This window comes from Streptomyces sp. NPDC104096 (assembly GCF_055584385.1).
Genome location: NZ_JBVJMD010000008.1, coordinates 133,397 through 149,034, shown reverse-complemented (window position 1 = coordinate 149,034; position 15,638 = coordinate 133,397). Strand labels below are relative to the sequence as shown.

At 73.2% G+C, this 15,638-nt stretch carries 14 protein-coding genes; 11 read left to right on the top strand and 3 right to left on the bottom strand.

Translation table 11 applies throughout. The features are described from left to right. Positions 1–116: 116 nt before the first annotated feature. Positions 117–1,736, bottom strand: coding sequence for an AMP-binding protein (locus tag ACZ60B_RS11985; RefSeq protein ID WP_469385888.1), 1,620 nt, complete (start codon positions 1,734–1,736; stop codon positions 117–119). Then, positions 1,733–3,403 (bottom strand): AMP-binding protein, encoded by a 1,671-nt coding sequence (locus tag ACZ60B_RS11980; protein ID WP_469385887.1) that lies wholly within the window; start codon positions 3,401–3,403, stop codon positions 1,733–1,735. Before ACZ60B_RS11980 ends, ACZ60B_RS11985 begins: the two co-directional genes overlap by 4 nt. Before the next feature lie 126 nt (positions 3,404–3,529). Here ACZ60B_RS11980 and ACZ60B_RS11975 point away from each other — a divergent pair, with 126 nt between their 5' ends. The 3 genes from ACZ60B_RS11975 (at position 3,530) to ACZ60B_RS11965 (ending at position 8,430) form a co-directional block, all read left to right on the top strand. Beyond that, positions 3,530–4,396 carry a helix-turn-helix transcriptional regulator gene (locus ACZ60B_RS11975; RefSeq protein ID WP_469385886.1) on the top strand — a complete coding sequence of 289 codons (867 nt, stop codon included), beginning with the start codon at positions 3,530–3,532 and terminating at the stop codon, positions 4,394–4,396. Positions 4,397–4,551: 155 nt separating this feature from the next. Further along, positions 4,552–7,416, top strand: coding sequence for a helix-turn-helix transcriptional regulator (locus ACZ60B_RS11970; protein ID WP_469385885.1), 2,865 nt, complete (start codon positions 4,552–4,554; stop codon positions 7,414–7,416). A 219-nt stretch (positions 7,417–7,635) separates the two neighbouring features. Continuing rightward, positions 7,636–8,430, top strand: a complete 795-nt coding sequence (locus tag ACZ60B_RS11965; RefSeq protein WP_469385884.1) for a S1 family peptidase — start codon at positions 7,636–7,638, stop codon at positions 8,428–8,430. A 110-nt stretch (positions 8,431–8,540) separates the two neighbouring features. On the opposite strand, the gene ACZ60B_RS11960 is transcribed toward ACZ60B_RS11965, so the two are convergent. Then, positions 8,541–9,653, bottom strand: a complete 1,113-nt coding sequence (locus tag ACZ60B_RS11960) for a winged helix DNA-binding domain-containing protein (RefSeq protein ID WP_469385883.1) — start codon at positions 9,651–9,653, stop codon at positions 8,541–8,543. 269 nt (positions 9,654–9,922) lie between these two features. Between ACZ60B_RS11960 and ACZ60B_RS11955 the strand changes: the two genes are divergently transcribed. The 8 genes from ACZ60B_RS11955 (at position 9,923) to ACZ60B_RS11920 (ending at position 15,575) form a co-directional block, all read left to right on the top strand. Next, entirely contained in the window at positions 9,923–11,077 is a 1,155-nt protein-coding gene (locus ACZ60B_RS11955) for a magnesium and cobalt transport protein CorA (protein WP_469385882.1), read from the top strand. A 156-nt stretch (positions 11,078–11,233) separates the two neighbouring features. Further along, entirely contained in the window at positions 11,234–11,728 is a 495-nt protein-coding gene (locus ACZ60B_RS11950) for a hypothetical protein (protein WP_469385881.1), read from the top strand. After that, positions 11,725–12,018 carry an MrpF/PhaF family protein gene (locus ACZ60B_RS11945; protein ID WP_469385880.1) on the top strand — a complete coding sequence of 98 codons (294 nt, stop codon included), beginning with the start codon at positions 11,725–11,727 and terminating at the stop codon, positions 12,016–12,018. Before ACZ60B_RS11950 ends, ACZ60B_RS11945 begins: the two co-directional genes overlap by 4 nt. A 1-nt stretch (position 12,019) precedes the next feature. Next, entirely contained in the window at positions 12,020–12,328 is a 309-nt protein-coding gene (locus ACZ60B_RS11940; protein ID WP_469385879.1) for a cation:proton antiporter, read from the top strand. Then, the gene (locus ACZ60B_RS11935; RefSeq protein WP_469385878.1) at positions 12,325–12,630 is read left to right on the top strand and encodes a Na(+)/H(+) antiporter subunit B; all 306 of its coding nucleotides are present in this window, start codon (positions 12,325–12,327) and stop codon (positions 12,628–12,630) included. The genes ACZ60B_RS11940 and ACZ60B_RS11935 overlap by 4 nt, the downstream gene beginning before the upstream one ends. Beyond that, on the top strand, positions 12,620–13,375 hold the full coding sequence (locus ACZ60B_RS11930; RefSeq protein ID WP_469385877.1) for an MnhB domain-containing protein: 756 nt from the start codon (positions 12,620–12,622) through the stop codon (positions 13,373–13,375). The genes ACZ60B_RS11935 and ACZ60B_RS11930 overlap by 11 nt, the downstream gene beginning before the upstream one ends. Further along, a complete protein-coding gene (locus ACZ60B_RS11925) occupies positions 13,372–13,716 on the top strand; it encodes a sodium:proton antiporter (protein ID WP_469385876.1) in 345 nt (114 codons plus the stop codon). The genes ACZ60B_RS11930 and ACZ60B_RS11925 overlap by 4 nt, the downstream gene beginning before the upstream one ends. Positions 13,717–13,724: 8 nt before the next feature. Continuing rightward, complete coding sequence (locus tag ACZ60B_RS11920) at positions 13,725–15,575, top strand: complex I subunit 5 family protein (RefSeq protein ID WP_469385875.1); 1,851 nt, start codon at positions 13,725–13,727, stop codon at positions 15,573–15,575. The last annotated feature ends 63 nt before the right edge of the window (positions 15,576–15,638 follow it).

The following is a 15,638-nucleotide window of genomic DNA, read 5'->3' as shown; positions in this document are numbered from 1 at the left end:
CCGCGGGACGCCCGGAAGACCCCCGCCTCGCCGATCCCGACCCGCGCGGCCCGGGAATCCGCCCCGCCGCCCCGGACCCCGCCCCCTCCCTCCAGGAGACCGCCCCCTCCGTCCCTCTAGGAGACCGCCCCCTCCGTCCACTTCTCCCGCAGTTCGATCTTGCGTACCTTGCCGGACACCGTCATCGGGAAGCCCGCCAGGATCTGGAGCCTGCTCGGGACCTTGTAGTGCGCGAGCCGGTCCGCGCAGAAGGCCCGCAGTTCCTCCAGGGTGAGCGGATCGGCGGGGTCGCTCGGGATGACGCAGGCGAGGACCTCCTCGCCGTACCGCTCGTGCGGCACGCCGACCACCTGGACGTCCCGGATCTTGGGGTGGGCGTACAGGAACTCCTCGATCTCCCGCGGGTAGATGTTCTCGCCGCCCCGGATGATCATGTCCTTGATGCGGCCGACGATCTCGACGTACCCGTCCTCGCGCATCATGGCCAGGTCGCCGGTGTGCATCCAGCGTCCCGCGTCGACGGCCTCGGCGGTCTTCTCCGGCTCGTCCCAGTAGCCGAGCATCACGCTGTAGCCGCGGGTGCACAGTTCGCCCGCGGCACCGCGCGGCACGGTCACCCCGGTCGCCGGGTCGACCACCTTGACCTCGATGTGCGGCAGGACCCGGCCGACGGTGCCGGTGCGGTGTTCGAGGTCGTCGTCCCTGCGGGTCTGGAGCGAGACCGGGGAGGTCTCGGTCATGCCGTAGCAGATGGAGACCTCCGCCATGTGCATCTCGGCGACCACGCGTTTCATCACCTCGACCGGGCAGGGCGAGCCCGCCATGATGCCGGTGCGCAGCGACGACAGGTCGTACGTCGCGAAGTCGGGGAGGTTCAGCTCCGCGATGAACATGGTCGGGACGCCGTAGAGCGAGGTGCACCGCTCCTGCTCGACGGCCCGCAGGGTCGCCGCCGGGTCGAACGACGGGGCGGGGATCACCATGCACGCGCCGTGCGAGGTGGCGGCCAGATTGCCCATCACCATGCCGAAGCAGTGGTACAGCGGGACGGGGATGCAGATCCGGTCCTGTTCCGTGTAGCCGACCGTACGGCCCACCCAGTAGCCGTTGTTGAGGATGTTGTGGTGGGAGAGCGTGGCGCCCTTCGGGAAGCCGGTGGTGCCCGAGGTGTACTGGATGTTGACCGGGTCGTCGCAGCTCAGCTCCGCCTGCGCCGCGGCGACCCGCTCGGGCGCGACGCGCTCGGCGGAGGCCGTGAGGGCGTCCCACGACGGGTCGCCGATGTAGAAGACGTCGCGCAGCTCGGGGCACTTGTGCCGGACCTGCTCGACCAGCGCCCGGTAGTCGCTCCCCTTGTGGGCGAGGGAGGCGACTAGCAGCGCGATGCCGGCCTGCTTCAGCACGTACTCCAACTCGTGCGCGCGGTAGGCGGGGTTGATGTTCACCATGATCACGCCGAGGCGGGCGGTGGCGTACTGGACGAACACCCACTCGGGGCAGTTGACCGCCCAGATGCCCACCCGGTCGCCCTTGGCGATGCCGTGGGCGAGCAGTCCGCGGGCCACCTCGTCGACGGCCGCGCCGAACTCGGCGTAGGTCCACCGCCGTCCGGACTGCACGTCGACCAGTGCCTCGCGGTCGGGGTGGGCGGCGATCGTCCGGTCGAGGTCGGCCCCGATCGTGGCGCCGAGCAGGGGGACCTCGCTGGTCCCGTGGGTGTAGGAAGGTTCGGTCACCGGAAGTCCTCCTCGCGGTACTCGGCGTCCGAGCCGGCGGCCGTGGCCTCGCGCAGCTCGATCCGGCGGATCTTGCCGGAGACGGTCTTGGGCAGGCCGCCGAACTCGAGGCGGCGGATGCGCTTGTAGGGCGCGAGGACGTCGCGCGAGTGCTCGAAGAGCACCTTCGCGGTGTCCGGGCCCGGCTCCCAGCCCTCGGCGAGGACGACGTACGCCTTGGGCACGGCCAGGCGCAGCTCGTCCGGCGCGGGCACGACGGCCGCCTCGGCCACCGCCTCGTGCTCCAGCAGGGCGCTCTCCAGCTCGAAGGGGCTGATCTTGTAGTCGGAGGCCTTGAACACGTCGTCCGCGCGTCCCACGTAGGTGATGTAGCCGTCCGCGTCCCGGGCGCCGATGTCGCCGGTCCGGTAGTAGCCGCCCGCCATCGCCTCCGCGGTACGGTCCGGGGCGCCGTGGTAGCCGGTCATCAGGCCGACCGGGCGCGCCGACAGGTCGAGCGCGATCTCGCCCTCGGCGACCCCGGGCGCGCCGGACACCGGGTCGAGCAGTTCGACGCGGTAGCCGGGGCACGGGCGGCCCATGGAGCCGGTCTTCAGCGGCTGGCCGGGGCTGTTGGCGACCTGCACGGCGGTCTCGGTCTGGCCGAAGCCGTCCCGGATGGTCACCCCCCAGGCCCGCCGGATCTGCTCGATGACCTCGGGGTTGAGCGGCTCGCCCGCGGCGACGACCTCGCGCGGCGGGGTGCGCAGCTGGGTCAGGTCGGCCTGGATGAGCATCCGCCAGACGGTGGGCGGGGCGCAGAACGTCGTCACGGCGGCCCGGTCCATCTCCGCCATCAACCGGGCCGCGTCGAAGCGGGTGTAGTTGTGGATGAAGACGGTCGCCTCGGCGTTCCACGGCGCGAACAGGTTGGACCAGGCGTGCTTGGCCCAGCCGGGCGACGAGATGTTCAGGTGCACGTCGCCGGGCTTGAGCCCGATCCAGTACATGGTGGCCAGGTGCCCGATCGGGTACGAGGTGTGGGTGTGCTCGACGAGCTTGGGGCGGGCGGTGGTGCCCGAGGTGAAGTAGAGCATCAGCGGGTCGTCGGCCAGGGTCGGGCCGTCGGGGGCGAAGCCGGCGTTCGCGCCGTACAGGTCCTCGTAGGACAGCCAGCCGGCCGGGGCGCCGCCGACGGCGATGCGGGTGTAGGGGCCGGGCACCTCGTCGAACTTGGCGGTGTCCTCGGCCCGCACGACCACGTGCCGGACCCGGCCGCGCTCGACGCGGTCGCGCAGGTCGGCGGGGCCGAGCAGCGGGGTGGCCGGGATGACGACGGCGCGCAGCTTCATGGCGGCCAGGGCCGTCACCCACAGCTCGGTCTGGTTGCCGAGCATGACGAGGATCCGGTCCTCGGCGCGCACTCCCCGTCCGCGCAGCCAGTTCGCGGCCTGGTCGGAGAGCAGGGACAGCTCGGCGAAGGACAGCCGGGTCCCGGAGCCGTCCTCCTCGACGATGTGCAGCGCGGTGCGGTCGTTGCCGTGCGCGATCGCGTCGAACCAGTCGAGCGCCCAGTTGAAGTGGGGCGGGCGCGGCCAGGCGAAGCCCTCGTAGGCGGTGGCGTAGTCCTCGCGGTGTTCCAGCAGGAAGTCCCGCGCGCTGCGGAAGAGCTCCGTCGCCGTCGTCATTTGTCCTCCTCGGTGCCGGACCATTGCCGGGCGGCTCCCCGCCATCGTGTAATCCGTGATGCAGGTCTCACTACCCCCGAACGGGGGTGTGTGCAGCACAGCGGCCACGAGATGAGGGGCGGGAACATGGCGGCGGACGCGGCCGGAGCGACGGAGATCCGCGGCGCGCTGGCCCGCCTGCGTCGTACGACCGGGCTGCCGGTGGCCTTCGGCGGTCTGGTCGACGCCGGGCGGCAGCAGATGCGGATCAGCGAACTGAGCGGCAACGCGACGCCGGCGCTGCGCGCGCTCGCGGTGAGCGCGGGCAACGGTCTGGGCGGCAAGGCGGTGGCGCTGGCCCGGGCGTGCGCGGTGACGGACTACTCCTCCTCGCGGCAGATCAGCCACGAGTACGACTCCGCGGTGGCCGCCGAGGGGCTGCGCTCGGTGCTGGCGGTGCCGGTCGTGGTGCGGCGCCGGGTGCGCGGTGTGCTGTACGGCGCGCTGCGCACGGCCCAGCCGCTGGGCGACCGCACGCTGAGCGCGGCGGTCGAGGCGGCGCGGGACGTGGAACAGGCGCTGGTGGTGCGGGAGGAGGCGGACCGCCTGCTGTCGGCGGCCCGGCCGGCCGGGGCCGCGGACCCGGGTGCCGTGGCCGCCTGGGAGCAGATGCGGGAGGCGCGCGCGGCGCTGCGCGCGCTGGTGCCGCGGATCACGGATCCGGTGCTGCGGGCCGAGCTGCTGGCGGCGTGCGGGCTGCTGACGCCGGCGCCCGCGGCGGGCGCCCCGGGGGACGTCCGGGGCGGTACGGGCGGCTCGGCGCGGCTGGCGCCCCGGGAGGTGGACGTGCTGGTGTGGGTGGCGGCCGGGGCGACGAACGCGGTGGCCGCGGAGCGGCTGGGGCTACGCTCGGAGACAGTGAAGGGTTACCTCAGGTCGGCGATGCGCAAGCTGGGCGCGCACACCCGGGGGGAGGCGGTGGCGGCGGCGCGCCGGACGGGGGTGCTGCCCTAAGGGATCATGGTCTGCCAGCACCACCAAGGAATCGCAAAATCGTCGGGTTTAGGACAGAATGACGTCGTTTCATTCATGTGTCCGGGTTGTGAATTTCTCTATGCATCGCCATTTGTTATATCCCTCACCACTCAGTCCGTCCGAATTTCAAAGGGATGTTGCCTAGAATTTGGTACGGACACGACACACGGAGGGGAGCGGTAACCGTGCGACGGGACTTCCAGGAGCCTGCCCGATGCCGCCCCGACCTGGTCATCGGCAGGGAGGACCTGTTCACGGCCGCCCGCGAGCAGCTCGGTCGCTCCGGCAGCGTGCTCCTGCACGGCCCTGCCGGAATAGGGAAATCGACCGTGCTCCAGGCATTGGCCACGGAATACTCGCAGGTGGCCCACACCGTCTTGCGCTGCTCCGCGACGGAGTCAGAATCTCACCTTCCGTTTCTTGCCCTGGCCGATCTCCTCGGGCTGGCTCTCGACCAGGTGTCCGACAAGCTGCCCGCCGCCCAGCGCACCGCGCTGGAGTCGGCGATCACCGGCCGCGGGGAGTCCACCCTCCAGCGTGACGGCCTCGCGCTGCGCCTCGCCGTGCTCTCGGCGCTGCGCGCCCTCGCCGCCGACGGCCCCGTCCTGATCGTCGCGGACGACCTCCAGTGGCTGGATTCGGCCAGTGCCGAACTCCTCGGCTTCGCCGCCCGCCGCCTCGGCGACACCCCGGTGCAGATGCTCTGCGCGGTGCGGACCGAGGGCCAGGAGTACGACCGCCATCTACGCGCGTCTCCGCCCGACACCCTCGCCATCCGCCTCAACCCGCTCTCCCGGGCCCAGGTCTCCGCGCTGCTCGACGACCGCGGCTACACCGACCTGCCCCGCTCCACGGTCCGCGAGATCCACCGCACCAGCGGCGGCAACCCGCTGTTCGCGCTCGAACTGGGCCGGGCCCTCGGCGAGAATCCCACCCCGCCCCGCCCCGGCGAGCCGCTGCCGGTGCCCACCTCCCTGCGGGCCCTGGTCCTGCACCGGCTCGGCATGCTCTCCGACGACGTCCGCCGCACCCTGCTGGTGGCCAGCGCCGGCGCCCGCCCCACCCTGTCCCTGCTGCTGGCCGCCGGCCGGGAGAACGCCGAGGCGGAGACCGCCCAGGCCGCCCGGCTCGGCCTGCTGGCGACGGAGCCGGAGGGCCCGGCCGTACGGTTCGCGCATCCGCTGATCTCCGCCGCGCTGTACGCGGAGGCGCCCGCGCACGACCGCCGGGCCGCGCACGCGGCGCTGTCCACCGCGGCGTCCGACCCGATCGAACGGGCCCGGCACCTGGCCCTGGCGACCACCGGCACCGACCCGGACGTGGCCGCCCGGCTGGCCGGCGCCGCCGCGCTGGCCCGGGACCGCGGCGCCCCGTCGGTCGCCGCCTCCCTCGGGCTGCTCGCCGCCCGCCACACCCCGGCGGGCGCCACCCCCGGCCCCGACGACCGGCGGTTGCAGGCGGCCGAGGACGCGATCACCGCCGGCGAGGTGGAGCTCGCCCGGGACATCGCGCACGAGGTGCTGACCCGGGCCACCGTGCCCGCCGAACGGGTGCGCGCCTGGATGATCGTCATCGAGGCGGCCGGGCAGGCCCTCGGCGAGGTCGACGCGGTCTTCCCGCAGGTGCTGGTCGACGCGGGCGAGGACCCCAAGCTGCTCGCCCTGGTCCACTACCAGCTCGCCTGGCGCGGCCTGGTCGTCGAGGGCGACTTCTCCGAGGCCCGCACCGAGGCCGCGCACGCGGCGGAGCTCGCCGCGACCGCCGGCGACCGGCGCACCGAGCTCATGGCGCTGTCCTTCCAGGCCTCGACCGAGACGCTGATGGGCCACGCGGACGCCCCCACGACCATCAAGCGGGCGCTCAAGGAGCCCCAGGACCCGTATGTGGCCTGCCACCACAACGGCGCCGGCGCGGCCCGGTTCCGCTGGCTGCTGATGAGCGACCAGCTGCCCGAGGCCCGCAGCACCATCACCGCGCTGCTGCGCGAGGTGCAGCGGCGCGGCATGGTCGAGAGCGAGGTGCACTTCCAGCGCTTCCTGGCCGAGACCGAACTGCGCTCCGGGCACTGCGGACGGGCCCTGGACCTGGCCCGCGAGAGCCTGCGGCTGGCCCGCGACTCCGGGATCGGGCTCGGCGCCTCGGCGATGCTCGCCTCCCTCGCGGAGGCCTCCGGCGGTGACGTGGACCATGCGCTGGAACTGGCCCGGGAGGCCGCGGAGCGGGCCGAGGAGGACGGCGACCAGATGTACCTCTCCCGGGCCCTGGCCGCGTGCGGGTACGCCCAGCTCGTGGCCGGGGACGCGGCGGGCACGGTCCGTTCGCTGCGCCGGGTGCGCGAGCTGGAGGCCGGGCTCGGCATCACCGACCCGGCGCGCGGCCGCTGGCAGAGCGACCTCGCCGAGGCCCTCGTACGGATCGGGGAGCCGGGCGAGGCGCAGGACCTGATCGACGTCTCGCGCGCGCACGCGCTGCGACTGGGCCGGGAGAGCGTGCTGGCCGTACTGGACCGCTCGGAGGCGCTGGTACGGGCGGCCCGCGGCGACCAGGAGGCCGCGCTCTCCCAGCTGACGTCCGTTCAGGACCGGCTCGCCAAGCTGGGGTACGGCCTGGAGGAGGCACGGGCCGCGTTCGCGCTGGCCCGGCTGCGCACCCGCAGGCCGGGGCCGACGTCGTACGACGAGGCCGCCCGGCTGTTCCGGCGCTGCCGCGCGCTGCCGTGGCTGCGGCAGGTGGACGCGGCGGCCGCCGCGGAGCCGGAGGAGGCGGCGGTCGTCGACGCCCCGCGGGACCCGGCGCTGGACGCGCTGGAGGGTCTCGCCGCGATGGAGCGTCAGGTCGCCGCGCTGGTCATGGAGGGCGCCACCAACCGGGAGATCGCCGCCCGGCTGTACATCAGCGTCAAGACGGTCGAGGCGACGCTGACCCGGGTCTACCGCAAGCTGGGGATCCGTTCGCGGGTGGACATCGTCCGGCTGGCGGCGGGGCGCCGCGCGAAGTGAACGTCGCGCGGGTTTACTGCACTGGCGGGTTTGCCGAGAGGGCACCGAGGGTTTTCCCTGCCCAACTCCCTTAGGGGGTTCCCTCATTGGGAGGCGGCGGCCCCGGGTCCTAGTTTTTGGGGTGTGCCGCACGCCCAGGCACACGGGGGTCGGTCCCGCGACCCCCGTGCACCCCCCACGCCCGCGCGCCCCCACCGGCATCCCCCACTGAGGAGACTCATGTTCGGGTTCGACCGCGCACGAAGGACCGCCGTCGCCGCCGTCGCGGCGACCGCCGCCGTCGTCACCACCGCGTTGCTCAGCGCCCCCACCGCTGTCGCCGCGCCCCAGCCCATCGTCGGCGGCACCACGACCACCACGACCGCGTACCCGTTCATGATGCAGATCACCGACGCCTCGCAGAACCAGTTCTGCGGCGGGACCCTGGTGTCGGCGACCAAGGTGGTCACGGCCGCGCACTGCATGGTGGGCGAGAGCACCGGCAGCGTCCGGGTGGTCGGCGGCCGCACCTACCTCAACGGCACCAACGGCACGGTCAGCAGGGTCAGCAAGATCTGGATCAACCCCTCCTACACGGACGCCACCAACGGCGACGACGTCGCCGTGCTGACCCTCTCGACCTCGATGCCGTACACGACGGCGTCGTACGTCTCCTCCTCCCAGACCGGTGTGTACGCGGCCGGCACCACGGCCCGCATCCTGGGCTGGGGCACCACCTCGGAGAGCGGGAGCTCCTCCAACCAGCTGCGGACCGCGACCGTGCCGATCGTGTCCGACTCCAGCTGCAAGAGCTCCTACGGTTCGGACTTCGTCCAGACCGACATGGTTTGCGCCGGATACACCTCCGGCGGCGTAGACACCTGCCAGGGCGACAGCGGCGGTCCCCTGCTCATCGGGGGCGTCCTGGCAGGGATCACTTCTTGGGGCGAGGGCTGCGCGGAGGCCGGTTACCCGGGTGTCTACACCCGGCTGACCGCCTTCTCCAGCCTGGTGACCGCGCAGGTCAACTCGTGACCCGGAAGATTTCCTGAGTACCCCTCAGGTGCAGACCGGGGGCGTTGCGGGCTACCACGAGCAGCCCGCAGCGCCCCCTATCCATGCCCGGACCCGACCGCGCCCCGCCCTCACCCCGGTACGACGGTCCCGAACCGCACACCGCCTGCGCCCTCCGGGTGCATGAGCGCGAGCAGCCGCTCCCCCTCCGCGACGACCTCGTCCCGCCGGGCCCCGCCGAGCGGGCCGAGGGGCTCGACGACCAGGACACCGTCCGCCAGTTTCCACACCCCGGCGAGGAAGCCGTCGACGAGCAGGGTGCAGTACGCCTGGTTGCCCCGCCAGCTTCGCCCCCGCAGCTCCCGCGGTACGACCCGGGTGCGGTCGGCGTGCGAGAGCAACAGGTTGTCGAACTCGGGCAGGAAACGCGGCGGGGCCGGGGTGTCAGGGTCGGGGCGGGGCGCGTCCGGGAGGTCGAAGAGCTCGGCGCCGCTCTCGTCCCGGAAGGTGACGAGTCGCGGCCTGAGCCGCTCGAAGACGTCCCGCAGCCGGGTCAGCCCGGCCCAGGTCTGCATGTCCTTCACGGAGGCCGGTCCGAAGGCGGCGAGGTAGCGCAGGACGACGGTCTCGGCCGGCGGGGCGGGCTCGGCGGGCCGGCCGAGCCAGCGCTCGGCCGTGGTGAGCGCGACCTGGCCGCGGTGTCCCCACAGCCCGCGCGGGGTGACCTGGACGAGCGGCAGCCGGCAGCGCGCGGCGACCGCCAGGGCCTGCGGATCGGCGTCCGGCCACCGGAGGAGCAGCGCCTCGCGCAGCTCCTTCATGGTGCGCGGCGCGTCCTCGACCAGCTCGCGGGCCAGGACGGACAGCCGGTCGAGATCGACGCCGACGAGCCCCTTGCGGAAGTTCGTCAGCTCCCGGTCGCGGGCGGGCTGGACGAAGGGCCGCAGGGTGAGGCAGTCGGCGGCGGTGTGGGTGTGGATGGTCGAGCGCATGGTGACGATCCGGACGACCTCGCGATCGGCCATGGCAGCCGAGAGCTCCTGCGGGGCGAAGCGGTCGAGGCGGGCGGCGAGCGCGTAGTACGGCGGCTTGACGTTCTGCGCCTGGAGACCGAGCAGGTGCTCGATCGCCGCCCCGGCGGACAACGGCGAGCGGCGCAGAAGCAGCTGTCGGCCGAGGGTCGCGCGGTTGAGGGCGCGGACGCCGAGCAGGGGGGCGGTCGCGGCCGTCGTCGTCTTCGTCATGCCCCGCACGCTAGCGCCGCTTGCGGACACCTACGGTCCGCAAGCCGGCCGTCGGTCGACTCCGGGCCGTGGGCGCACCGGTCGGCACTCGACGACGTCTGCGCCACGCCCGTGCCGTTTGCCGCGTATATCCTGCTACGTGATCAAACAAGGACAGTGGGGAAGACGTAGAGGACAGGAGAGACCGGGAACACGACGCGAACCGTGCCCGCAGCGCACACCGCGCCCGTGGATCACGCAGCCGCAGGCTCGACCGAGAGGCAGCCACGATGCCCGAGCGACGCCACCCAGCCGACGGAGCCAGGAAGCCCGTCTGGCGCCGCCCCCTGCCGCCGCGTCCACCGCAGCCGACGCCCGCGCCGCCGGCCGTCCCCCCGGGCCCCGGTCCGGGCCCCGCCGAAGCGGGCAGCATCGTCGAGGCGGCCCTGTACCGCGACGGCGTCCGGGTCTCCTCCCCCGGCTCGCTGGCGGAGACCTTCCGGGAACTGCGCGAACAGCCGTCCGGCATGGCGTGGATCGGCCTGGCCCGCCCGACCGAGGACGAACTCCTCTCCCTCGCCTCGGAGTTCGACCTTCATCCGCTCTCCGTCGAGGACGCCCTGGAGGCCCACCAGCGGCCGAAGCTGGAGCGCTACGGCGACACGCTGTTCGTCGTCCTGCGCGCCGCGCGCTACCTCGACGCCCCCGAGGAGGTCGACTTCGGCGAACTGCACGTCTTCGTCGGCCCCGACTTCGTCATCACGGTCCGCCATGGCGCCGCCCCGAACCTCTCCGCGGTCCGCCGCCGCATGGAGGACAGTCCCGACCTGCTGAAACTCGGGCCGGAGGCGGTGCTGTACGCCATCCTCGACGCGGTGGTCGACGGCTACGCCCCGGTCGTCGCCGGGGTCCAGAACGACGTCGACGAGATCGAGACGGAGGTCTTCCGCGGCGACCCCGAGGTCTCCCGCCGGATCTACGAACTCTCCCGCGAGATGGTCGAGTTCCAGCGCGCCACCCGCCCGCTCGTCGGCATGCTGCACGGCCTGATGGCCGGCTTCGCCAAGTACGGCACGGACGAGGAACTCCAGCGCTACCTGCGCGACGTGGCCGACCACGTCACGCACACCAGCGAACGCGTCGACAGCTTCCGCCAGGCCCTCCAGGACATCCTCACGGTGAACGCGACCCTGGTCACCCAGCAACAGAACGCGGAGATGCGGGCGTTGGCGGAGGCGGGCTTCGAACAGAACGAGGAGATCAAGAAGATCTCCTCCTGGGCCGCCATCCTCTTCGCGCCGACCCTGGTCGGCACGATCTACGGCATGAACTTCAGTCACATGCCGGAGCTGCACTGGGTGTTCGGCTATCCCTTCGCGATCGTCCTGATGGCGGTCGTGTGCACCAGTCTGTACTTCGTCTTCAAGCGGAAGCACTGGCTCTGAGCAGCCGGCCGACGGGGGCCGCGTCCGCGCGTGCTGCTCCATCGCGGTGACGATCGGCCGGGCGGGTCGCGTTCCACGGCGTGCGTCGGGCATGGAAGCGGCCGTACGAGGTACACGTTGCTGGCACGCGACGGCGCACGAGGGTGAGGAGGGGCGATGCGCAAGGCTCCGGCGGCACTCGGCGAGGTACTGGCCTGGTGGGCGGCACTGGTCGTCGTCGACATCCTGTTCGTCAGCACCGTCACCCCCCTCGAACTCGCCGTGGCCGCCGGTGGCGCGCTGCTCGCGGCGATCGCCGCGCGGGCCGTCCGCACGGCCTCGGGCGCCCGGCTCGGCGGCACCCGGCGATGGGCGGCGGCCACGCTCGCCTGGCCCGGCTCGGTCCTCGCCGACCTGGGCAGACTGTGCCGGGTCACCGCGCTCGCCCTGGGCGGCCGTTCACCCGAGGGCAGCCTGCGGACGATGACCCTGGCCCCCGGCTCGGGCGCCGCGTGGGCCTGCGCCCTGCTGTCCTCCACCCCCGGCGCGTACATCGTCGACGTACACGGCCCGCGAGAGCCTGGGCAGGCCTCGCGGACCGCCGTCGCCCACTTCCTCACCGACGACCGCACGCGCCTGGAGGACGTGCTCACCGAAGGACCGCGCCGGTGAACGCCTGGACGCTCGCGACGGCGGTCCTGCTGACCCTCGGGGTGCCGCCGTGCGTGTGGGCCGCCGGCCGGGGCACGGCGGTCGAGCGGCTGGCGGGGCTCAGCCTGGCGACCACCGTGGTGACCGCCGTCCTGCTGCTGACCTCCCGGATGTTCGGCCGCAGCTCCTTCGTCGACGTCGGTCTCGTCCTGGCGGTCCTGGGTCCCGCCGGGACCCTGGTCTTCGCGCGCTTCCTCGGCGGCCCGTCGATCGAGACCCCCGGCGCCCGGAAGACCGACGGGGGAAAATGAGATGACGGCCCGTCATGGCTGCGCGCTCGTCCTGCTCGCCGTCGGCACCGTCGTGCTGCTGCTCTCGGCCGTGGGCCTGGTGGTGCTGCCCGGACCGTTCCAGCGGCTGCACGCCCTCACCCCCGCCTCCGCCGTCGGCGGCCCGCTCGTCGCGCTCGCGCTGGCGGTCGAGACCGGCCCCGGACGCGCCGCCCTCAAGCTGGTCCTCGTCGGGTTGATCGTCGCGTTCGGCGGCTCGGTCACCGCGATGGCCGTCGGCAGGGCGACGGCCCAGCACGAACATCTGCTGCGAGAGGACTCCCCGCAATGAGCGCCGCGACCGCGCAGGAGTATCTGATCGCCGTCGCGCTGCTGCTGGTGGCGGCCACCGCCACCGCGGCGGCGCTGGCCCGCGACCCGGTGCGCCAGGCCGTGCTGCTGGCCGTCCTCGGTCTGTGTCTCACCGTCCTGTTCACGCTGCTCCAGGCGCCCGACGTGGCACTGTCCCAGCTCGCCGTCGGCACGGCGGTCACCCCGCTGCTGATCCTGCTGACGGTCCGGAAGGTGCGCCGCGCCGCGGCGGCGCGGGACGACCGGACCGACCGCGGGCCGGAGGGCACCGATGAGCCGTAGCGCGCGCATCGGGCTGTTCTGGGCCGCGGCCGTCGTCTTCGCCGTGATGTACACGCTCGCGTGCACCGGACTGCCGCACTTCGGGACGACCGTGCACCCGTACGGCACCCGCGCGGTGGCCGCGTCCCTGCGGCAGCGCACCGCCAACGTGGTCTCGTCGGTCAACTTCGACCAGCGGGCCCTGGACACCCTCGGGGAGGAGTCGATCCTGTTCGCCTCGGTCCTCGGGACCATCGTGCTGCTGCGCCGCACCCGCGACGAGCACGTCGGACGGCCGCGTCCGGGGCGGGTCCTGCCCAGCACCCGGCTGCTGGGCCTGGTGATGGTGCCGCTGACCCTGCTGACCGGCGTGTACATCGTGGCCCACGGCCAGTTGTCGCCGGGCGGCGGCTTCCAGGGCGGCGTCATCCTGGCCACCGGGCTGCACATGGCGTACGTGGCCGCCGACTACGGCGTGCTGAAACGGATCCGTCCGCTGGGCGTGCTCGACGTGACCGACGCCTGCGGCGCGGGCGCGTTCGTGACCCTGGGCTTCGTGGGGCTGATCGCCGGTGCCGCGTACCTCCAGAACGTGCTGCCGCTCGGCACCTTCGGCGAGCTCTCGTCCGGTGGTCTGGTCCCGCTGCTGAACGCGGCCGTCGGCGTCGAGGTCGGCTCCGGCATCATCGTCCTGCTCGCCTCCTTCCTGGACCAGGCCGTCGAGGTGGGACCGGCGCGGGACCCGGGACCGGGAGGCGGCTCATGACGATCCTCCCCTTCCTGGTCGCGGGCTGGATCCTGCTCGCCGGTGTGTACGGCATGGTCACCAGCCGCGACATCATCCACGCCGTCGGCTGTCTCGCCGTGGCCCAGTCGTCGACGTACGTCCTGCTGCTCACCGTCGGATACCGGCGCGGCGGCATCGCGCCCTACTTCACCGACACCCCGCTGCGCACGCGCACCGTCGACCCGGTCGTGCAGGCGCTCGCGCTGACCGACGTCGTCGTGGGCGCCACGGTCACGGCGCTGCTGCTCGCGCTCGCCATCCAGATCCGCAAGCGCCACGGCACCGTCGACCCGGACGCCCTCACCGGGCTGAAGGGCTAGCGGCGGACATGGCGGGTACCGCCGATCTGCTGCCGCTCGCCGTCGCCGTGCCGCTGCTGGGCGCCGTCGTCCTCGTGATCGCCGGACGCCGGCTGCCGCGGCCCGCCATCGACGCGCTGGTCACCGCCTGGGCGGCGCTGGAGGTCGCGGTCCTGGTCCTGCTGTGGCTGCGCACCGGCGACGGGCACAGTGTCTCGTGGGTGGGCGGCTGGGCGCCGGTGCGGGGCGAGAGCGTCGGCATCGTGCTCGTCGGCGACCGGATCGGCGTCGGCCTCGCGCTGCTGACCGGTGCGCTCGTCCTCGCGGTCGTCGTCTACTCGTGGCGCTACTTCGACGAGCCGCCGGTGGCGCACGCGGGCGTCTTCCCGGCTCTGATCCTCCTCTTCGAGGCGGGCATGGTCGGGTTCGCGCTGACCGGCGACCTGTTCGACGCGTTCGTCTTCTTCGAGCTGATGGGGGCGGTCGCCTACGCGCTCACGGGCTATCGCGTCGAGGACCCGCGGCCGGTACAGGGCGCGCTGGTCTTCGGCGTCGTCAACTCCCTGGGCGCCTACTGCTCGCTGCTCGGCATCGGTCTGGTGTACGCCCGCACCGGTGAGCTCGGCTTCGCCCAGATCGGCGTGCAACTGGCGAAGCACCGCCCCGACGCCCTGCTCTCCGTCGCCTTCGTGCTGGTCGTCACCGGCCTGCTGGTCAAGGCGGCGGTGGTGCCCCTGCACTTCTGGCTGCCCGACGCCCACTCCGTCGCGCCGACCCCGGTGTGCATGCTGCTCTCCGGAGTCATGGTGGAACTCGGTGTCTACGGCACCGCGCGCGTCTACTGGATCGTGTTCTCGGGACCGCACGGCATCACACCCGGCCACCTGCGCACCACGTTCGTCGCCGCCGGGGTGCTGACGGCCCTGGTGGGAGCCGTGATGTGCTGGCAGCAACGGCATCTCAAGCGGCTGCTCGCCTTCTCCACCGTCGGCCATGTCGGCCTCTTCCTCACCGGGCTGGCGCTGCTCACCCCCGCGGGCACGGCCGGGGTGGCCCTGTACGTCGCCGCCCACGCCGGGGTGAAGGCGGCCCTGTTCGCCCTGACGGGCGTACTGCTGGACCGGCACGGCTCCGTCGACGAGCACGGGCTGTACCGGCGCGGCCGCGATCTGCCGCTCGTGGGGGTGCTGTTCGCCGTCGGCGGTCTCGCGCTCGCCGGTCTGCCGCCGTTCGGCACAGGGCTGGGCAAGGCCGTCGTCGAGCACTCCGGGGAGGAACGGCTGCCCTGGCTGCCCGCGGTGTTCGTGCTGGTGTCGGCCCTGACCGGCGGGGCCGTGCTGCGCGCCGGCGCCCGGATCTTCGCCGGTGCCGGGCCCAGACCGCGGGAGCGGTACGCGGGGCCGGAGACCACCGGCGGCGGCGAGGAACCGGAGATCCGCGATCCGCAGCGCCGGATCCCGGTTCCGATGCTGGTCGTGCCCGCCGTACTGCTGACCGCCGCGCTCGCCGTCGGGCTGCTGCCCGGCGCCGGGGTCGCCCTCGCGCACGCGGCCGGGCAGTTCACCGACCGCACCGCCTACACCACCGCCGTCTTCGGCCACCCCGCGGGACCGTCCGCGCCGGTGCCGGACGTCGCCTGGAACACCGAGGGGGTGCTGCTCGCACTGGTCTCGGCCCTGGTGGCGGTGCTGCTGGCCGCGGCGGCCGTCTGGGGTCCCGCACTGCGTTCGCCGCTGGCGGGCCGGGTCGCGGCGGGCTGCGCGGCCGTGGGGCGGCGGGTGATCGTCCCGCTGCGACGGCTGCACTCGGGGCACCTCGGCGACTATGTCGCCTGGCTCGCCGTCGGGGTGGCGGTCCTGCTCGTCGCCATGTCCGTATAGCACCCGTCCCGCGCGTGGCCGCGAGCCGGTGTGCCAGGTTTTCCGGCTCCCCCGGCGGTTACT